Source organism: Paraburkholderia sp. CNPSo 3281 (genome assembly GCF_024206515.1).
In the GTDB taxonomy this organism is placed as follows: Bacteria; Pseudomonadota; Gammaproteobacteria; order Burkholderiales; family Burkholderiaceae; genus Paraburkholderia; species Paraburkholderia nodosa.
In genome coordinates this window covers 67,078-85,065 of the sequence record NZ_JAMBPS010000028.1, presented here as the reverse complement: position 1 = coordinate 85,065, position 17,988 = coordinate 67,078, and the positions used below count along the sequence as shown (strand labels likewise).

General features: G+C 63.0%; 17 protein-coding genes. 15 read left to right on the top strand and 2 right to left on the bottom strand.

The window, feature by feature from the left end:
- Nucleotides 1-96 precede the first annotated feature (96 nt).
- A complete protein-coding gene (locus tag M3I56_RS24625; protein WP_254316966.1) occupies nt 97-939 on the top strand; it encodes a replication initiation protein in 843 nt (280 codons plus the stop codon).
- A gap of 4 nt (nt 940-943) precedes the next feature.
- On the opposite strand, the gene M3I56_RS24620 is transcribed toward M3I56_RS24625, so the two are convergent.
- Nucleotides 944-1,588: a hypothetical protein gene (locus tag M3I56_RS24620; protein WP_254344926.1), complete on the bottom strand. Its 645-nt coding sequence runs from the start codon at nt 1,586-1,588 to the stop codon at nt 944-946.
- Nucleotides 1,589-2,043: 455 nt separating this feature from the next.
- On the opposite strand from M3I56_RS24620, the gene M3I56_RS24615 reads away from it, so the two are divergent.
- The 4 genes from M3I56_RS24615 to M3I56_RS24600 are packed head-to-tail and all read left to right on the top strand — an operon-like array spanning nt 2,044 to nt 5,704.
- Entirely contained in the window at nt 2,044-2,751 is a 708-nt protein-coding gene (locus M3I56_RS24615) for a type IV secretion system protein (protein ID WP_254316964.1), read from the top strand.
- Nucleotides 2,752-2,753: 2 nt separating this feature from the next.
- Nucleotides 2,754-3,623 carry a TrbG/VirB9 family P-type conjugative transfer protein gene (locus tag M3I56_RS24610; protein WP_254316999.1) on the top strand — a complete coding sequence of 290 codons (870 nt, stop codon included), beginning with the start codon at nt 2,754-2,756 and terminating at the stop codon, nt 3,621-3,623.
- A gap of 4 nt (nt 3,624-3,627) precedes the next feature.
- Nucleotides 3,628-4,902, top strand: a complete 1,275-nt coding sequence (locus M3I56_RS24605) for a TrbI/VirB10 family protein (RefSeq protein WP_254316963.1) — start codon at nt 3,628-3,630, stop codon at nt 4,900-4,902.
- Nucleotides 4,895-5,704, top strand: coding sequence for a transglycosylase SLT domain-containing protein (locus tag M3I56_RS24600; RefSeq protein WP_254316962.1), 810 nt, complete (start codon nt 4,895-4,897; stop codon nt 5,702-5,704). The genes M3I56_RS24605 and M3I56_RS24600 overlap by 8 nt, the downstream gene beginning before the upstream one ends.
- Nucleotides 5,705-5,717: 13 nt before the next feature.
- Here the strand turns inward: M3I56_RS24600 and M3I56_RS24595 are convergent, their stop codons facing one another.
- Nucleotides 5,718-6,770, bottom strand: coding sequence for a transposase (locus M3I56_RS24595; protein ID WP_254316998.1), 1,053 nt, complete (start codon nt 6,768-6,770; stop codon nt 5,718-5,720).
- Between the two features lie 92 nt (nt 6,771-6,862).
- Between M3I56_RS24595 and M3I56_RS24590 the strand changes: the two genes are divergently transcribed.
- The 10 genes from M3I56_RS24590 (at nt 6,863) to M3I56_RS24545 (ending at nt 17,981) form a co-directional block, all read left to right on the top strand.
- A complete protein-coding gene (locus M3I56_RS24590) occupies nt 6,863-8,095 on the top strand; it encodes a TrbG/VirB9 family P-type conjugative transfer protein (protein WP_254344935.1) in 1,233 nt (410 codons plus the stop codon).
- On the top strand, nt 8,095-8,511 hold the full coding sequence (locus M3I56_RS24585; RefSeq protein WP_254344937.1) for a lytic transglycosylase domain-containing protein: 417 nt from the start codon (nt 8,095-8,097) through the stop codon (nt 8,509-8,511). Before M3I56_RS24590 ends, M3I56_RS24585 begins: the two co-directional genes overlap by 1 nt.
- 6 nt (nt 8,512-8,517) lie before the next feature.
- Complete coding sequence (locus M3I56_RS24580; protein ID WP_254356187.1) at nt 8,518-9,135, top strand: toxin co-regulated pilus biosynthesis Q family protein; 618 nt, start codon at nt 8,518-8,520, stop codon at nt 9,133-9,135.
- A gap of 2 nt (nt 9,136-9,137) precedes the next feature.
- Nucleotides 9,138-10,754, top strand: a complete 1,617-nt coding sequence (locus tag M3I56_RS24575; protein ID WP_254344941.1) for a type II secretory pathway protein — start codon at nt 9,138-9,140, stop codon at nt 10,752-10,754.
- 8 nt (nt 10,755-10,762) lie between these two features.
- Complete coding sequence (locus M3I56_RS24570) at nt 10,763-12,061, top strand: hypothetical protein (RefSeq protein WP_254344943.1); 1,299 nt, start codon at nt 10,763-10,765, stop codon at nt 12,059-12,061.
- Between the two features lie 229 nt (nt 12,062-12,290).
- Nucleotides 12,291-12,794: a hypothetical protein gene (locus M3I56_RS24565; RefSeq protein WP_254344945.1), complete on the top strand. Its 504-nt coding sequence runs from the start codon at nt 12,291-12,293 to the stop codon at nt 12,792-12,794.
- Between the two features lie 47 nt (nt 12,795-12,841).
- Entirely contained in the window at nt 12,842-15,004 is a 2,163-nt protein-coding gene (locus M3I56_RS24560) for an ATPase, T2SS/T4P/T4SS family (protein ID WP_254356186.1), read from the top strand.
- Nucleotides 15,001-16,143 (top strand): type II secretion system F family protein, encoded by a 1,143-nt coding sequence (locus tag M3I56_RS24555; RefSeq protein WP_254344952.1) that lies wholly within the window; start codon nt 15,001-15,003, stop codon nt 16,141-16,143. The genes M3I56_RS24560 and M3I56_RS24555 overlap by 4 nt, the downstream gene beginning before the upstream one ends.
- Before the next feature lie 8 nt (nt 16,144-16,151).
- Nucleotides 16,152-16,751, top strand: a complete 600-nt coding sequence (locus M3I56_RS24550; RefSeq protein WP_254344955.1) for a type 4 pilus major pilin — start codon at nt 16,152-16,154, stop codon at nt 16,749-16,751.
- A gap of 9 nt (nt 16,752-16,760) precedes the next feature.
- Nucleotides 16,761-17,981: a hypothetical protein gene (locus tag M3I56_RS24545; RefSeq protein WP_254356185.1), complete on the top strand. Its 1,221-nt coding sequence runs from the start codon at nt 16,761-16,763 to the stop codon at nt 17,979-17,981.
- Nucleotides 17,982-17,988: the final 7 nt, after the last annotated feature.

Genomic DNA, 17,988 nt, shown 5'->3' with positions numbered 1-17,988 from the left:
TGGAGTGGACGCATTCCGACCGTTATCCACAATGGTGACTTGATTAGTGCCGATGTCACCTTATAATTGTGACGTCCATGGTGAGGAGTCACTTTTGTGCCGCGAAAGAAAAAACAACCCGAAGAGCAACCGCAGGTAGAGATTGTAGAAGTTGAACCGATCACAATCGAGAGTTCGGACGAGCCCGCAACGGACGGCGACGGTCGGATCAGGGGCACTGTCGCCATGAGTCGGGCGCTGGTGAATGCTCAGCAAGGACTCTCGCTAAACGAGAAGCGCGTGATGATGGCGGCGCTCCGTTGCGTCGACAGCAAAAAATCTCCTTTCTTGCACGGGCGCTCGAACGGCTATGTCTCGGTTCGTGTGAGAGCGGACGAATTCGCTGCGTTGGCAGCGCTGGCTCCTAGAACTGGCGAGAAGCAGGCAACGGCAGCGTACGAGGGTTTGCGGGATGGTTGCGCGAGCCTCCAAAAGAGAACGCTGACCTACATGGATGGTCCACGGAAGGTATCTCTCAATTGGGTCTGGAAAGCCGTGTACCACGAAGGCGAGGGCTGGGCAGAGATTTCATTCTCGCCGGACCTGACGCCACACATCTTCTTGCTGCAGCGACGGTTTGTGTCGTATCAGATCGAGTTTGCGCGAGGCCTTCAATCACTCTATTCGTGGCGCCTCCTCGAGTTGTTAATGCGCGAGCGAGATCGAGGTCGTTTGCTGATCACCTTGGAGGATTTTCGCAACGTGCTTGAGATACCGGACACATATCGATTCGCGGACATCAAGCGCAGAGTGATTGAGATGGCTGTGAATGAACTGAACTCGAAGGCCGATCTCGTGATCAGTTGGAAGCCCGTAAAGCTCGGGCGCGCCGTAAATTCTCTGGACTTTCAGTTCATCCAGCATCCACAGAGTCGTCTTGACCTAGGCGACGCGGCTTGACGTTTCACCGGGTCCTGGTTTTTGGGCCCGGCGATTTCGTTCTCAGCCGGCGTTGAGCTTTCTCGGCATTGGCGGCGATGTCCGCGTCGAGCGCCGCTTTAAACATTACGAACGCCGTTGAAATAAACGTCTCCACTCGTGGAAGATGCGGTAGCAGCTCATCGAGATCAGGAATATCTACGCGTAGTGACTTTTTGTCGCGCGCCAAGTGAACTTGAATCTTGTTCGGCGCGCGCTGCGGGATTCTATCGAACACGGCGAACTCCAAGATGTCATCCACCGCGGCGTAACCTACACGTACAGCCTCGCGCGCTCTTCGGATGAAAACGGCCTCGCCAATCTTGTCGATCGCGTCCAACAAGAGTGGACCAATGCGAAAGCTGATGTGCTCCGCGCCACCGATAGCGTCGACGACTCCTGATGGAATGCGCGCTAACGCGATCGCTTTCGATACGTTCGGTCTGGAAACGCCAAATGATTCCGCTAGATCACGGTGTGAAGACCATAGGCGCCTCTTAAGCATAGCTTGATAAAACAGGCCAAGTTCGTAATGCGAGGCGGAGTTAGCGCGCATGCGCGCATGGACAGCTATGGCCGTCACTCTGTTGGGAATAGGTTTCGGGCTGGTTTTCGGTTCCATGATCGTCAACGTTGTCGGATCTCCAAAGCTTAATTGCCCTGAGTTAGTGTCAAGTGTGGGAGCCCGGAAGTCGTGTTTTTGGGTTGATTGCTTGTATTGGTTGCAATAATTGAATTTTAGAATCTAAAAATGTCATATATTGACATGAAATTTGCAATAATCCCGTTTAGGCGCCTAAACGGAAAAGCCTCGCTTCTCGTCGTAACTTAATGTTTTTAAAGGATTTTGGCTGAGAGCGAAAGTGTGAACCGTTTGAACCGAAGGCTACTACCTCTGCGCAATCGGATTCCGGTCAAAAGCTACCGAAAAACTGCACCATTCCGGGTTTAAGCGTTTAGGCGCCTAAACGAAACGGCTTCCAAAATGCTGCTGCCGCAATCGTATGCAAAATAGCTTGTCTTTTGCTCCGGGGACCGACGCCCTGGACTGATTCAATTGACGCGAGCCCACAGTCTGCGCGCGTCATGCCCCTCTTTCGTAGTCGTTCCCGTAAAGAAATTGCCCTTTCCACCGCACCGGGAGGGTATTCCGAAGAAGATCCGGAAGGGATCATCTTCGATCGTGGCACGCGCCTGCGCGTCAGTCTCAACCACTCGAAGATCCTGAACTTCGTTCTGGCCTTCGTCGCGGCCGGCGCCGTGTGGACGCGCCAGCCGCCTCCGTCCGTCGTGAAGTCTTACGGCATTTCCGCCGACGCCGGCGGCCGCCCGCTCGTCCGGCAACTCGCAGCCTACAAGCCAGACGATCAGGCGCTGCGTTCGTCCGTCACCGAGTCGGTGCAGCGCTGGTTCACGATTGAGCCGGTGCTGTCTCCGACCATCGAAACCTCGCGCCTTGCCCGCAATATCAATTCGGTGAAGTCGCAGATGGTCGACAACGGCAAGAACCAGTTCGCGGCCTGGCTCAAGGACGATGCGCCGTTCCAGGAGATCACGCGTAATCCGAAGCTCGTTCGCGAGGTCAAGGTCAGCAGCGTCTCGGTGCTGGACGATTCGACCGTCGTGGTCGAGTTCACGACCTCTACGACCCAGTTTCCCGCCGACAAACCGGTCGACAAACGCTACGCACTCACGCTGCGCTACCAGATCCTCCCGGCCAGTTCGGACGATGCGGTCGGCACAAACCCCTTCGGGATCTACTTCCCGTTCTTCACGCTCCAGAAAACCGCATGACGATCCCGGCATCCCGCTCACTGCTGCCGCTCGCCGCGCTCGCCTGCGCGCTGGCGATTTCCCATCCCGCGATTGCCGCGCGCAAAGTTACGTCGGCTGCCGGTTCGCTCGACGTCGGCGCTATCCTGGGCGACCCGATGAGTCCGGTGAATCCGTACAACTCCGGCACGGATCCGGTCACGATGCCCAACGACGCGCGCATCGTAGTTTTCAACTACAGCCGCGACCAGATCTTCCGCATCATGGCTGCGCCGCTGAAGCTCACGACCATCGAACTTGCGACCGGCGAGAAGCTGATCACCGACCCAGCGATGGGTGACTCCGTCCAGTGGATCATCGACACGGATGGCGCGAACCACGTCTATATCAAGCCGGTAAAGCCGGGGCTTGTGAATACGCTCCACCTCACGACCAACATGCGCGAGTACGACATGACGCTCGTCTCGTCGCCGGTGGGCGGGCTCTTCTACCAGAGCGTGCGCTTTCACTATGCCGAGTCGCTTATGGCCAAGGTCCGCGCTCGCGACAACGCTGATGGGAGTGCCATGGCAACTGGTGCGGGTGGACCGAACGACACTGGCCCGCTCGGTGTCTCGCCCGACAAGCTCAACTTTGACTACAAGATAGACGGGTCTGCGCCCTTCAAGCCGGAGACGGTGTTCGACGACGGTAAGGCCGTATGGCTGCGCCTGCCCGCGGACGCGCCGTTCGCCGTGCCGATCGTCAAGGATCACGGCGATGACGTGAGCCCGAACTTCATCCGTCGCGGGCAGTACATCGTGGTCCAGCAGATGGCCGACAAGATTGTGCTGCGCGCCGCCAACGACGAGGTGACGATCACGCGCCGTCGCCCGGGCCTCTTCGGGTTCTGAACGCATGTCGACGCAGAACTCCTCCCCGACCTCCGACCAGGACCGCGTCGTCAAGGGCAAGTCGCCCCGCAACGCGCTCGTGGCTGTTGGCGCGATCTTCGCCGTGCTCATCGGCGCAATGGGCTACTACTACCAGTCGAAGGCAAGCGACAAGGCCGAACAGCAGGCGAAAGATGACAAGGCAGCAAAGGCCGCCGCCTCCGTCGATCACGGGCCCAGCGGGAACGACATCGACCGGATCATCAGCGATCAGCAGGCCGCAGCGCGTCGCGACGAAGAGCGCGCGCGCAAGGCCGCGGCTGCCGGGGCGTCTGCGCCTCAGACCGCCAGTTCGAAGCCGGCGTTGTCACTCGACCAGTTTGAAGCTGGCTCGCGTACCGCAGACCTGTCGGCTGGCGCAAAGGAAGACAACGTCTACGCCTCGCCGATCTTCATCCCCGGTGTAAAGGTGAAGGCGCCGGCCGACGCGCAGAACGCGGGCGGCGTGAACGGCATCCTGACGCCCCAACAGATGGCGTTGCAGCAAATCGCCGCGCAGCAAGCCGCGGCTGGCAGTGCAGACGCGCAGGCAAAGGTGCTTGCGGCTGCAATGGGTCAGGGCAACACCAAAACCTCGTCGGCAGACCGCGATCTCGATTTCCTCAAAGACGCAAAGGCGCAGTCCGCGTCGGGTGAGGGTTTCCTGAGTGCCGGCTTCGTGGGCCAGTCGGGTTCGTGCACGCTCTCGCCGCCGCACCACATTCCGGTGCTGGTGATGGAAGGGGAGAACTCGGATCGGCCTGGAACCGCCGCGCTCATGGTCGAACAGGACGTCTACGACAGCGTCACGGGCACCTGCCTGATGATTCCCAAGGGGGCCATGATCACCGCGCCGTACCAGAGCGACATCAAGGTTGGCCAGGAGAGCATTCTCGTCGCTGCTACCGAGATGCGCCTGCCCAACGGCAAGCAGGTTCCGCTCTATGGTTCCGAGGGCGCGGACCAGAACGGCTACGCCGGTTTCTCCGGCGACGTGAACAACCACTTCCTGAAGATCTTCGGTGCGTCGTTTTTGACCGCGATCCTGCTGAACCACTTCACCAGCGACACGAGTTCCACCACGACCGGTCCATTGGGCGTCACGCAAGTGGGTAACACGGCTGGGCAGGTCGCGGCGCAGACGTCGCAGTCCATCCTGAACCGCTACCAGAATATTCCACCGACGATCACGATCAAGCCGGGCCAACGCTTCATGATCAAGGTGAACCGCGATATCCATCTGGAGCCGTATCGTGGTTAAGCGCGCCCTCAGTTCTCTCGCGATATCTGCGCTCCTGTCCGGCACGGCGCACGCGGCCTCGATTGCGCAACTCATCAGCCCGGTTTCGCTCGTGCTGTCCTCGAGCGGCGCTCGCGAAGTTGCGGCACTGGACGGAAAGCCTGTGCTGTATTGCGGCCTGGCCGCGTTCGACTCATGGGCGTCGCCTCTCGTTGGGCAGTCCGTGCGTAGCACGCCGGAGCAGGGAATGACTGTCTCTGTCGACGCGCGCGACGTCTCGCTCGCGGGGCTCATGATTCGCAGCGGCTGGCTGCAGCCGGACGAACTCGACGACGAAGCGCAGGCCGCGATCACGGAAGGCCGCGGAGGATGGGCGTGCGCAAGGGCGGAGACGCCCTTCGTGCTGCTGCATACGAGCGTCGATCCGAAGGTGCTTGCGGGCATCGCCCTGAACGAGTCGGCCTACAACGGCCGCGCATGGCCGTGGACGCTCAACGTTGCAGGCCGGGGCTTCTTCTTTCGCTCGCGCTCCGACGCCTATGGCGCGATCCGCGCGCTCATCGCGGCGGGCCGGTGCGACTTCGATGTCGGAATCATGCAGATCAACTACTGCTACCACCGGTGGCGCTTTGCCTCGCCGTGGGATGCCCTTGCGCCCGCAACGAACATCCATGTTGCGGAAGCGATCCTCAACGAGAACTACAGCCGCACGCATTCCATTGCGAAGGCCATTGCCTACTATCACAGCGCCAACCCGGTGCCGGGCAGTGCTTACCTCGCGCGTTTCGTGCGTCATCTCAACCAGATCAACGCGGGCCTTTGACGTCCTCCCCCGCCTAATGGCAGGGGATTCCCACAACCGGCGATGCACGTCCGCATCGGAGAATGTTTAACGCAGCATTGGTATCACGATCATGCACGACACCACAGCTACTGCAGATCCACTCCCTTATTCGCAGTCCCGCGATACCTTTCGGCCGCGTCGTGCTGCTTTTCGAGCCGCACGCCGAACAGGACTGGGTAGAACCGCTTTCGTTCACTTCCTCGAACGTGGCCCCGTGCGCCATCGCTTTATAACGGAGCTTGTCCCGGAAGGACGACCAGGATGCGTCATAGACACTCTTCGCCATCCTGGTTTTGGCGAGTTTTGCGGCCGACACGTTGCCGACCGCGATGTAATCGAAGCGCCGCACCAGATTGAGCGCGAGCTTGTGCTGGAAATCGGCGCGGGCATTCGCAACCTTGGCATGCAGCTTCGCGATATGCCGCTTATGCTTGCGCGCACGCTGTGCCTTCGCCAGCTTGTCAGACGCGCTTCGACCAAACCGGTCATTGGGCAGTTTTTCGCCGGTAGAAAGCGCAGCAAAGTCCTTCAGACCAAGGTCGATGCCCACACCCGCGCGGATCGGACGCGCGGACACGTCAGCGACCTCAATCACGATGTTCAGGAACCAGTTGCCGCGTGCGTCGCGGGCGAAGTTGGTGCCGTCCTTGATCTTGCCTTCGGGCAGCGGGCGGCTGCTGAACACGCGGAACGTATTGCCGGCGAAGCGGAACGAGTCACCCTCGCGTTTGAGATCGCGGCCCTTCAGAGGCAGCCAGCCAAGAGCGTTCCGTCCGCGGTAGCGCAGGTAAGGACGCCGGTGCTGGCTGCGCGACTTCGCGTACTGCTCGCACGTCGCGTTGACCGTGCCGGAATGGATACCAAGTTCCTTGCTCGAGCCTGTTGTCAGCACATTCAGGTCGAAGCCCGTTGGCCACTTCTTGCTCCACTTGAGCGCGTGCTTCTGCGTGTCGTTGCAGAAGTTCCATACGTAGTTCACCGCCCGGCTCTGCGTGTTGAGCAGGCCGTTGAGCGACTTTACGCGGTAGCGGTAGACAAGGATCATGCCGGTCATTTTAACCATGGGATGCCACTGTCAAGCGGCGGCGCTCCGTTCCTCGCCGCCATGAATGACCGGGTTGATCGGAGCCAAATCAGATGACGCGCAGGCTTCTTACTCTCGCGACCTTGTGCGCCATCGGTGCTGCGCAGATTGCCTCTGCGGCAAATACCGACCCGTTCGATTTCGACTACGAGATCGCGGGCGGCATCGCCGAGCGTCCGGCGCTTGTCTTCAATGATGGAACAAAGACCTATATCCAGCCGCGAGCCGGCCAGACGATCTCGGTGGCGGGCAGCCATCGGGAAGGCCCCTATATGGTGGTGGACGGCACACCGGCCACGATCCAGCTCAGCGTCGCGGGCCACGCTGCCGTCGCGACCTGGAACCGCGCGAACGCGTTCATCGGCGGTCACGGCATGGTGCCGGGCGCAGGCGACGATCAGCCGGCGACGTTCGCAGGTTTCAGCGGGCGCCTCGCGCTCATCGGCGAACGTGGCGCGCTCGAGCCGGTGCGTAGCCTTAACGGGACTATGGCAGTGGCCTCGATCGTGAAGGCGCTGGTGCCACAGGGCTGGAGCGGGTCCGCGCAGAAGGATGTGGACCTGACCGCGGCGAACCGCTTCGAGACGCAGCCTGGCGAGAACTGGATGCACGCGCTTGACCGTTTGATGACGCAGACCGGCCTCTATGCAGACGTGGATTTCGACAGTCGCCATGTGCGTCTGCGCCGCGATGTGGAGAAGTCCGGTGCGCTGGCCTATGCGGGGGCAACGGTGACGCATGCCGACCCGGTTTCGGCAGCGTCGGACGCTGTCGCAGCGGTGCCTGCAGCGGAGTCGCTCCTCGCGAAGTACTTCGGTGCGAACGCGATCCGCGATGGCGACGACACGCACACGCAGATCCGTTTTGCCGCAAAACCGAAGGACCTGAAATTCACGCGCGCGGATGGCAGCTCGCTGCATCCGAAGTGGGATGCGGATACCAGCGTGATGACGATCGACCGTGTGGATCGTTTTGTTGTCGCTGATCCGACGAACCGCGTCGAGGTGGCGCGTAGTGCGGGCACCGTCTATGACTTCCCGGCTGGCAACGGCGCGCACCTCGAAGCCGTCTTCGACGAAGGCGGGCAGACGTACTTCAAGTTTGCGCCGACGGTCATCAACGTCACTGTCGCGGACGTGCATCACCTGGGCTCGGGCGAGCAGAAGGGCCGCTTCTACAGGTTCAACGGCACCTCGGAGCAGTTCATCGTCACGGCCGACGGCAATACGGTGAGCGTGCTTCGTCGCCACGACGTGAAGTACTTCGAGCGTGCGGGGGCGGCTTGATGCGCTACGCCGTCCTGCCTGTTATCGCGCTTCTCGCTCTGCCCGCCGTGACTCGGGCCGACTGCATCGACGACGCTGCGGCGTACCGGCATATCAGCCCGCGCCTCGTGCGTGCTATCGCGCAACAGGAGTCCGGCATGCGCGCGAACGCGATCAACATCAACGCGAACGGCAGCGAGGATATCGGCCTCATGCAGATCAACTCCTCGTGGCTTCCGAAGCTCGCACGCTTCGGCATCCAGCGCGAACACCTTTTTAACGCCTGTGTGAATGCTTACGTGGGCACGTGGATTCTCGCCTCGAACTTTCGACAGTTCGGGCCGACCTGGAAAGCCGTCGGTGCGTACAACGCGACGTCGAGCTCACGCCAGCTTGTCTACGCCAATTCGATCTACCGACGCCTGCAGGGTCACTAAAAAATCATGAGCAAACACTTCCCGAAGGATTCCGGCCTTTGTGCCCGGAAGATCACGCAGGCCCTGCTTGCACTCGCGCTCGCTGGCGCCGTGACGATGGCGGTGGCCGCCATGCAACCCGACCAGTCGAAGGTGCCCGCGCCCGCAGGCGACGGCTGGCAGATGCTGGGAAGCGGCGGCACCGCAGCGCCCGAACAGCAACCCGCCCATGCGCCTGTATCCGGCCAGACGCCCGTCGCGCCGACGGTTCTCGCCTCGGCCGCGCCGATCACGCCCGCCACGCCGCAGGCCTCAGCTGGGGTATCCGTTGACGTGAAGACCGTGGTCGTCCCCGGTGCGGCAAGCGGCGAACCGACGGGCATGGTGTCCTTCACGATCACGCCGCAGGACACGAACCTGCGCAATGCGCTCGACCGCTGGCTGCAGACCGAAGGCTGGCAGCTCGCGTGGAAGATCGACGACGACCTGCCGGTCGAATTCAACGCGTCGTTTTCGGGCGACTTCCGCTCGGTGCTCACGCAGGTCATGCAGGCGACCGACCACATGCGCACGCCCGCACGCGTGTGCGAACACACCAACAACGTCATTCGGGTGATCGCCCGCGCGGCCAACTGCAAGGAGTGATCATGCGTCTCTATCCCATCCGTACCCTGATCGCGGCGGCCTGCGCCGTAGCGCTCGCGGGCTGCGCCGTCACGCAAGGCGACGTCAATGGCGCCTACGACCACGCGAATGCGACAGCGGGTGCCGCGCTCGACGGCGCGGGAAATGGCATTCCGCTTGTTGAGATTGTGCAAACCGCGTTCCTCGGCGATCGCCCGGTGCCCCTCGCGTATGAGGCGACGCTGCCCGCCGTGTTCCGCGAGAAGAAGGTGACGTTTCCGCCGAAGCTCGACATGAAGACACTGGCGACGCTGGTGTCGAACGCTTCCGGCTATCCGGTGCGTGTGAGCCCTGACGTGTTCATCGCGCGCGACAGCCTGATTCCACGTGCATCGAGCGATGGAAAGAACGTGCAGGCGAGCTTCGGCGCGAAGGTGTACGACAACCCGGTGTACGACCAGCCCTGCGAATCGTGCGGGATCGGTCGCTATCTGCACGACGTGACGGAGAACCTCGGCCTTGACTGGTCCTTCGATGGCTCGACCATCAACATCAACCGGTTCGTCACGCGCATGTACCAGATCGCCGCGATTCCCGGCAAGGTGTCGATCGAATCGCGGATGTCCAAGGGCACGGACACGTCGACAGGCAACCAGTCGACCGGCTCAACGGGCGGTGCAAGCACGGATACCGGGTCGTTCTCGGCCATGACTTCGAGCGGGCGCAAGGGCGATTTCGACCAGATCCAGTCGATCGAGAATACGCTCAACCAGTTGAAGTCCCCGATGGGCCGTATCACGGTGAATCCGCAGAGCCGCCTCGTGATCGTGTACGACACGAAGGAAGCGGCGGACCGCATGGGCGACATGCTCAAGCGCGAGAACGCCATCTCCACACGCCAGGTGATGCTGCGCGTGCGCACCATCCAGATTGCGCTGAACCGGGGCACCCAGTCGGGGGTGAACGCCGACATCGTCTACAACAGCATTCAGGGAGGGCTGGCCAAGTGGGCGGTGACCTTTGCATCGCCGACGTCGCTCTCCTCGGGCGGTGGCACGGTTGGCCTCTCGGTCCTGCAGCCGAACGCGCCGTTCTCGGGCACGAACGCGGTCATCAACGCCCTGAACCAGTATGGCCGCACGGTTTCCGACAACACCGTCTCGAAGCTCACGCTCAACGGCCTGCCGGTGTCGGTAGCGAACTTCCAGTCGGACGATTACCTGCGCACGACCTCACCGTCGTCCGGCAGCATTACCGGTACGTCGAGCGGTGTCGTGGGCCTCACGCCTGGCACCCTCACGACCGGCGACTTTCTGCACATCCTGCCAGCGGTCAACGATCACAACCAGATCCTGCTCGCGTACTGGCGTGACAGCTCGAAGCAGAACGGACCGTTCACTACCGCGGGCGCAGGCTCGGGCCAGACGGCGCAGGCCATCCAGCTCGCACACACGATCGGCAGCAAGGATGACGAGACCATTGCGCTGTCGGACGGTCAGACCGTTGTCCTGTATGGCGCTGTCACGGACACCGCCGACAGCACGACCAACGGGGGCCTCGCCGGTATCACGGGTACGTGGAACAAGTCGCGCACGTTCCAGATAGTGATGCTGACGGCCACTGTCGTGCCTTCGATGTGAGCGCGACGATGCATATCACCGAATCGCTGCCCGGAGAGAAGCGCGCGCGTCTGGCGTTCGGCCTCGACTGGAGTGCCTATTCCGAGAAGGGCGCGAAGGAAAGCCGCACACGCTACGCGGGCGACTTCTCCGCGACGCACTACGTCGAAATGAAGGTCGGTGCGGAACTGATCGGCGGCTTCTGCGCGCCGGACATGGGCGAGCTGCGTCGTGTAAAGCTCTTCTCGGGCGCCGCACGCGTCGCGATGCTCGAGCGCGTGCGCGCAAAGCCCGCCGTGCTTGTGCTCATGCAGGACGGCGCACAGGCGCATCTTGTGCACGTCGTACGCGGCGCGGTACGCCACGACGAGGTGGTGACGTTGGCCGCCGCGGCGAAGCGGCGCAGCGAGATCGCGCAGCAGAGTGCGAAGTTTGGACTGCCGCTCACGGTGCTGGCCTCGGGCGATGCGATCACGCCGGGCGATGAGCCCTTCAGCCCCGCGGAGCTGCTGCAGCAGAAGAAAGCTGGCCGCATCGCGCGCGTGCCTGCGGGCATTCCGAACTCCATCGTCGTGCTGCTCGCGCTTGCGATCGCCGGATTCGGGGCCAAGCAGATGTGGGGGGCGCTCAACCCGCCCCCGATCGTGAACACCGCGCCCAGCTGGAGCCAGCTATACGAGAAGGCGATGCATCAGGTCTTTGCGGGCCGCACGCCACTCGCATCGCAACTGGCGCCCGACGCGCTGGCGTTGCTGGACTACATCGACACCAATCGCAAGGGCTGGCAGTTCGAGAAGGCCAAATGCCCGTCAACGGGTTTCTGCTCGCTGACCTATCAGCGTGCGGGCGGCTCGTTCGAGGACTTCGCGCGCACTGCGCCAGCGGCCATGCAGCCCGTCACGTTCGCGCCGGACGGACGGCACCTGTATGCGCGCGGTCCAGCGCTTCCACGGGCAGCCACGCTGGGCGTGACCGGCATGAAGGCCTGGCCCGATGAGCAGCGCCTCATCGAGATGCTGCAGACGCCGCCGCAACGCATGTCCGTCCAGCCGTTCGATATCAAGAGCTTTGGCTACGAGGTGAAGCTCGAACCGAGCCATCCGCTGCTCGCGTCGCCACCACCAGCTGGCGAGCGGCATAGCGCGTTGCTGCGCGAAGGGCGCTGGGAGATCGACGGCTACCGGTGGCAGGCGCCGCTGCTCGCGGCGCTGCCGCCAAACATGACCCTCGAATCACTGAACGTGAAACTCGACACCGCCGCACCCGAGGAACTGGGCAAGGTCGGCATCCATTTCGTTGCGAAGGGCAAATACTATGTCGTCCAATAAATCACTTCGCGTGGCGGTGGTCGCTGCTGTCGTGGCTGCGCACACCGCGTCTGCGGCGACACCGTCTTTCGAGTCGGCTATAGCGCACGCTCCGGCACCCGCCTCCGTCGCAGCGTCGCCGGCATCGCATCCCGCAGTTGCGCCCGCTACCACCGCAACGACGGCAGTGCAGGTATCGCCGCAGACATCCGCGAGCGGAGCCGCAGCATCGACATCCGGTCCGGCCAGCGTGCCCGGAGCAACCGGCGACACGCACCTTACCCTTCGCGATATCGACGACCTCGCACGCAGCAAGCTCACGCGCGCGCTTCGCGGTGACGGTGATGCGCCCGCGAGCAGTGCGGCCGTCACGCTCAAGACGCCCGCGCCGGTGGAGAGCGCTCCGGCGGTTGTCGTGCGACCGTATGTGCCCCGCGCGCGTACCTCTCCCGTCACGTTTGTCGGTGCATTCGCCGACGGCAGTGGGCAGCACGTCCTGTACGACTACAACGGTGCGGTCTATCCGGCGCGCCTTGGCGAGAAGCTCCTCAATGGCTGGATCGCGCGCCGGGTCGACGGCCTTTCGGTCACGGTTGCCGACGGTAAGCGCACATGGAGCGTGCCGATGAGCGGCAACTCACAGGAATCCTCAGCTTCAACGTTCGTGACCGGCGCGGCACTCGGTGACCTGTCGTCACCGTTGCCACCAGGCGTGAACATGGCTCAACCGGTCTCAAGCTTCGGGAGGCACTAATGTCGCTCTTTGGAAATCTGGAAGGCAACGAAAAGCCCCGTAGCGGGATGATGGCGCGCCTTCGCGCCTGGCGCGGCAGCTTCGTGGAGGAGTCGGAATCGGCCGCGCCTGTGGAGCCCGCGTTCGGCGCGACGCGTCCGGTGCGCAGGGGGCCCGGTGCGCCGGCAGGCTCTCTCGGCGCGTATCTGCGCGATGCGGACGTGACCGATGTGGAGGCGTTTGAAAAGGCTGGTGAGGGGGGCGCTCCCGATCTGCATGCCACGGCAGCGGCCACACCCCCGGTTGTGGAGGATGTCGAAGCACGCAGTGCTGAGCCGTCCGTTGTGGAGGCTGTGAACGTCGCCGTTGAAGCGACGGGCGATGCACAGCGCGGTACCGAGGAAGGCGTCCGCGTTGCGGTGCCGGCCGAAGCAGCTCGCGCGCACGCAAGCGACGCGTCACACGTCGAGGAGGGCCAGGAGTCAGGCGAGCCACCTGAGGCGACCGACACTCCCGAACCTGCCGCCGCAGCGGGCCACGCGCTCGCGATTCCGGACATCGAGTACACGCCGGTCGGCATGCCGCGGCTGAATTCGGCCCAGGCGCTCGTCGACTTCAAGCGGATCCTCTGCGACACGACGCCCGAGGCGACGCTGCGCATCACGCCGGAGGCACGCCGCGAGTTCGTGGCAGTGGACATGCAGGCTGGCCTGGCCGTCGTGATCGCAACGCGCGAGTTTCATGAAACCGCTCTGTATGCGACCTATCTGAACGACCTCAAGCGCGTGCATATCACGGTGCGTGAGGAAATGGTGGCGACGGCCGCCGTCATCGCCGACGTTTACGACCGGGCGCGCATCCGGGTATCGAACCACGTTCCCGAAGGCTCGCGCGCGCTTGCGCTCTTCAGGGACGTTAATGACGCCGCACACGGATACGGTTCGAGCGACGTGCACTGGGAATCACGCGATTACCAGTCCGATGCGGAACTCCGGTTTCGCGTTGACGGCGACCTTTATACCTATCGCCGGATGCCGAAGGCGACCGTTCTCCGCGCGCTGTCGGCTGCCTACCAGGATCTCGTCCAGAGCAACACGAACAGTGGCAACGCATTCCAGCCTACCGCGCCGCAGTCGGCCATGATCCCGCTCGCGCTCGCGACTGCCACGCTGAACCTGCGCTGGCAGAGCGCCCCGCAGATGGGTGGTTTCGACGTGGCGATGCGCATCCTGGACGGCAACTTCCGCAACTACACCGTGCGCATGCCCGACACGATGGGGATCGAGACCAGCCAGCTCGCGATCATTGAATCGCTGGGGCACGTCAGCGGTGGTGCCGTGCTTATCTCCGGCGAGACCGGCTCCGCCAAAAGCACATTGCTGCGGGCGCTCTCGTACATGGTCGATGGGCGCGAGCTCAAAAAGCAGTACGCCGTGAGCATGCCTTCGGAGTACCCGTTGCCGTGGCTCTCGGACCAGTCCGTGCCGCGCGGGCTGGACGAAACCGAAGAAGATTTCCGGCGCAAGGTGGCGACAATCATCCGCACGCTCATGCGAATGGACCCGGACGATCTGACCGTCGCGGAAATCCTCGACTCGACCATTGCAGGTCTCGTTGTCGAGCTTGCGCTGACCGGCCACCCGGTGCGCACCACGATCCACGCGGACAGCATCATCGGCGTCTTCATGCGCCTGCTGGGTGATCGCCTGCGGCTGGCAGCGGACGAAGTGGCATCCGACAAGTTCATCAACGCGGTGGGCAACCAGAAGCTGATTCCGATGCTTTGCCCGCACTGCAAGAAGCCTGCGGCCGACGTCATGAGCCCAGCCGAGCTTGAGCTGCTGCGCACGAAGTTTGGCCTTGATACGTCGAAAATGGCATGCCGCAACGACGATGGCTGTGAGCATTGCCGCAAGAAGGGGCTCTTCACGCGTGACGGCAAGGTGGCGGGGGGTACGAAGGGCCAGACACTTGCGATGGAGCTCTACCGGCCCACGCCCGAGTTCCTCGAACACATCGTTGTACGCGACTGGCGTGGGGCCGAGGCGGCGTGGCGCAAGGAACGGGTCTCAGGCTTCGATTCGGCCGACATGACGGGCAAGACGATCTATGAGCACGCGCTCTACAAGGCTTCGCAGGGGTTGATTGATCCTCGTTTCATCGACCGCTCGATGAAACCGTTCCGCGTCTACACGGTGCTGCCGGATCGTGACGGGAGGATGCCATCGTGATTGGCCGTGTCTTCTATGGCATCTGCATGCGCCTGCCGCGTGCGGAGCGACTCAAGATCGCTAGGTGGCGCTTCCAGAAGGCGCGCGAGGGCTTTTATCGCGAATCACGCCTCGACATCGAGCAGGCCACGGGACTGCGGAACCGCGAGACGCTGATCGAGCGCCTCCAGGTGCTCAAAAAGCGTGCGCGCGATCGCCGGCAGATCGTCTGGCTCGCCTACGACGAGATGGAAGAGCGCATGCGCAAGGGCGATGGGCTCGCGCTCGCGATCAAGCCGTTCGTGCCCGTCGACGAGTATTCGCTGCTGGATCTGGCGTTCGCTTCCGACAAGGATGACGCGGCACGCCGCGGTTTCGACCTGTGCGAGATGGCGGCTTCAGCCAAGCGCGTGCTGTCGAGCACGACGGCCATGCAGATGGCCTATCCGATGGTGCTGCTCTGCTACATGTACGGCCTGAGCATGCTCTTTGGCGGGATGGTCTATCCGCAGGTCCTCGAGGTGCGGCCGCTCGAACAGTGGATGCCCGCAGGCAAGGTGCTGTATGCGATCGACACGTACTGCTACGACTACTGGATGCTGAACGTGTGCCTGCTCGCAGCGGGTGTGTTTTCGTACTACTACGGCCTCAAGCGCTGGACGGGAACATTGCGTAACCGCATCGATGCGACGCCGCTGATGTGGCGAAACCGCCGCGACCTGCGCGCCGCATTGCTGATCGTCTCGTTGTCGGGCCTGCTCGACTCGGGGCTCACGCTCGCGGGGGCGCTTGGGCGCCTGCGCCGGCACGCCGACCCGTGGCTGCGCTGGCACATTTCGACGATGGAACGACGCCTGAAGGCCTCGCCCGAGCTACCCATGCGCGCGTTCGCGACAGGCATCTTCTCGGAAGAGCTCGTCGACCGCATCGCCGACGCAGAGCGTCGCGACAACTTCGTGGATGCGATCAAGTCGCTCGGGCGCAGTTCGCTCGATCGCGTCGTTGAGGCGGTACGCCGCAACGCCCGGATTACCCATTACGTGCTGCTCGGCATCGCCGCAGCGGCGTTCATCGGCATCGGTGTCGGCTCATACGTCGTCACCGGCGTCACGAGTATGCAGAACGCACTCGGCGCCGCGACCGGCAACACCTCCAATTAAGGACCTCCATGAAAACCAACGTCTCCCAACGCACGCCCGAACAGAAGGAATTCCATCGTCGTCTCGGCCGCCTGAAGAAGCAGAGCGGCGAACTGTCGCTGATCGAGGCGGGTGCGGTGCTCGGTGCTGCGGCGCTGCTGTCGCTCGCGCTCTTCTACGGTGTGCCGTTCGTGCGCAACATGGTGCAGTCCTCCACCTTCAAGAGTGAGGCAGGCATGTTTCACACCGGCATCCAGAACGCCACCGCGAACGACTCCGACTTCTCGGCGGAGACGCTGGCGACGCTCGCGCAGAATCACGCGTTCGATGCGGCTGGCGCTCGCGTGGCAAGCGACTACTCGACGGTGACCGGGATTTTTGGTGGCCAGGTGACGGCCGAGCCTGGCACGGTCACGTCGTCGAACGACGCGATTGTGACGAGCTATCCGGTGCCGAAGGCGGTCTGCTCGATGTCGATCAGTGCGGTCGCCAATATCTTCACTGAGGTCACGGTGAATGGCACGGTGGTGGCGAGCCCGTCGACGAAGTTCAGCAGTGCGACGGCAGGCAATGCGTGTGCCTCTGGCGGCGACGTGGCCACGGTGGCGATGTACACGACGCGCAGCTAAGGACCGGGCATGGGCAGCATTATCGAGATGGCGGTTTTCCTGGCGGCGTCTGCGATCCTGACGGTGTACTCGATTCGCGAGGACATCCAGAAGCATCTGGCATCGTTGCTCGCTACTGAAGGCCAGAACGAGGCGGTGATCACGGACGCTCTGGGCCGTTGGGCCAACGAGAACTTCTCGACGCTGCTCACCCAGTACACGCAGTCGGGCAACTCGCCGCTCACCGCGCCGACGATCGCCGACCTGCAGACTGCTGGCAACCTCAAGCAGACGTACCGCGCGGGGCCGTTCTGGGGCGGGAGCTACACAATCCAGATGAACATGCTTCCGGCTGGCTGTACGGAAACGGCAGGCAACTGCCACGTGTCCTGGATCTTCTACCCGTCGCTCCCGTACACGCGCAACGGCAAACCGGACGTGTCGGGCGCGGCGCAGATCGCCGTCGCGGCGAACTCACAGGACGTGCAGTTCGGCTACTCGTCGACCCGCAATGCCGCAACGATCTCGGGACTCAACGGCGCGTGGACCGCGAACAACCCACTTACGGGGACGCCCGCAGCCGCGATTCTGGCGACCAACGGCCAGAACTCCGACGGCAACTCGCTATACATCCGGCGTGACGGCAGCCTGACGTGGACCGGCGACCAGAACGTCAACGGCGTGAGCCTGCACAACGTCAATAGCATTGACGCCACAGGGACCATCGCCGCGCCTGCAGTGTCGGCGTCGAACGTCGATGTGTCGAACGCGGTGCGCACGCCCTCGACGCTGTATGTGCAGAACTCTGCCGGCACGGCTCCCGCGCCGATCGACGCGGGTGCGGCCGCGGTGCACGGCAACGCGACGGTCTACGGGGCGCTGGAGGTAGCGAACATCGCGACGCCTCGCGCGAGCTGCACCTCGACCGCAGGCACTACGCGCGTCGCAGCCAATGCAGACGGGTCTGGCCAGTTGCTGTCCTGCCTCTATAACCAGTGGGTCCCGGTCAGCGGCCCCGCTCCGCGCTACCAGTACTACACGGTCGGGTATGGGAGCTACGTTCCGGCGCCGCAATGCTCGGCCGGTGGATCGCCGCAGATCCTCCTTGTGCCCCAAAGCTTCTACGTCAACACGACCGCCCAGATTAACGCCTATTCGAGCGGGACCGGGCCGTGGACTGTGTATTTGACCGACGGCTCGAACGCGAACATTGGTGCGCAAGGTGTCGTCGAGACCTATTGCGCTTACTAGGAAAACA

What these genes read in the sequence shown, in the direction of transcription:
- M3I56_RS24570 (WP_254344943.1), top strand. Translation starts at nt 10,763, where the DNA reads ATGCATATCACCGAATCGCTGCCCGGAGAGAAGCGCGCGCGTCTGGCG.
- M3I56_RS24550 (WP_254344955.1), top strand. Translation starts at nt 16,152, where the DNA reads ATGAAAACCAACGTCTCCCAACGCACGCCCGAACAGAAGGAATTCCAT.
- M3I56_RS24595 (WP_254316998.1), bottom strand. Translation starts at nt 6,770, where the DNA reads ATGATCCTTGTCTACCGCTACCGCGTAAAGTCGCTCAACGGCCTGCTC.
- M3I56_RS24580 (WP_254356187.1), top strand. Translation starts at nt 8,518, where the DNA reads ATGAGCAAACACTTCCCGAAGGATTCCGGCCTTTGTGCCCGGAAGATC.
- M3I56_RS24575 (WP_254344941.1), top strand. Translation starts at nt 9,138, where the DNA reads ATGCGTCTCTATCCCATCCGTACCCTGATCGCGGCGGCCTGCGCCGTA.
- M3I56_RS24615 (WP_254316964.1), top strand. Translation starts at nt 2,044, where the DNA reads ATGCCCCTCTTTCGTAGTCGTTCCCGTAAAGAAATTGCCCTTTCCACC.
- M3I56_RS24605 (WP_254316963.1), top strand. Translation starts at nt 3,628, where the DNA reads ATGTCGACGCAGAACTCCTCCCCGACCTCCGACCAGGACCGCGTCGTC.
- M3I56_RS24590 (WP_254344935.1), top strand. Translation starts at nt 6,863, where the DNA reads ATGACGCGCAGGCTTCTTACTCTCGCGACCTTGTGCGCCATCGGTGCT.
- M3I56_RS24545 (WP_254356185.1), top strand. Translation starts at nt 16,761, where the DNA reads ATGGGCAGCATTATCGAGATGGCGGTTTTCCTGGCGGCGTCTGCGATC.
- M3I56_RS24560 (WP_254356186.1), top strand. Translation starts at nt 12,842, where the DNA reads ATGATGGCGCGCCTTCGCGCCTGGCGCGGCAGCTTCGTGGAGGAGTCG.
- M3I56_RS24585 (WP_254344937.1), top strand. Translation starts at nt 8,095, where the DNA reads ATGCGCTACGCCGTCCTGCCTGTTATCGCGCTTCTCGCTCTGCCCGCC.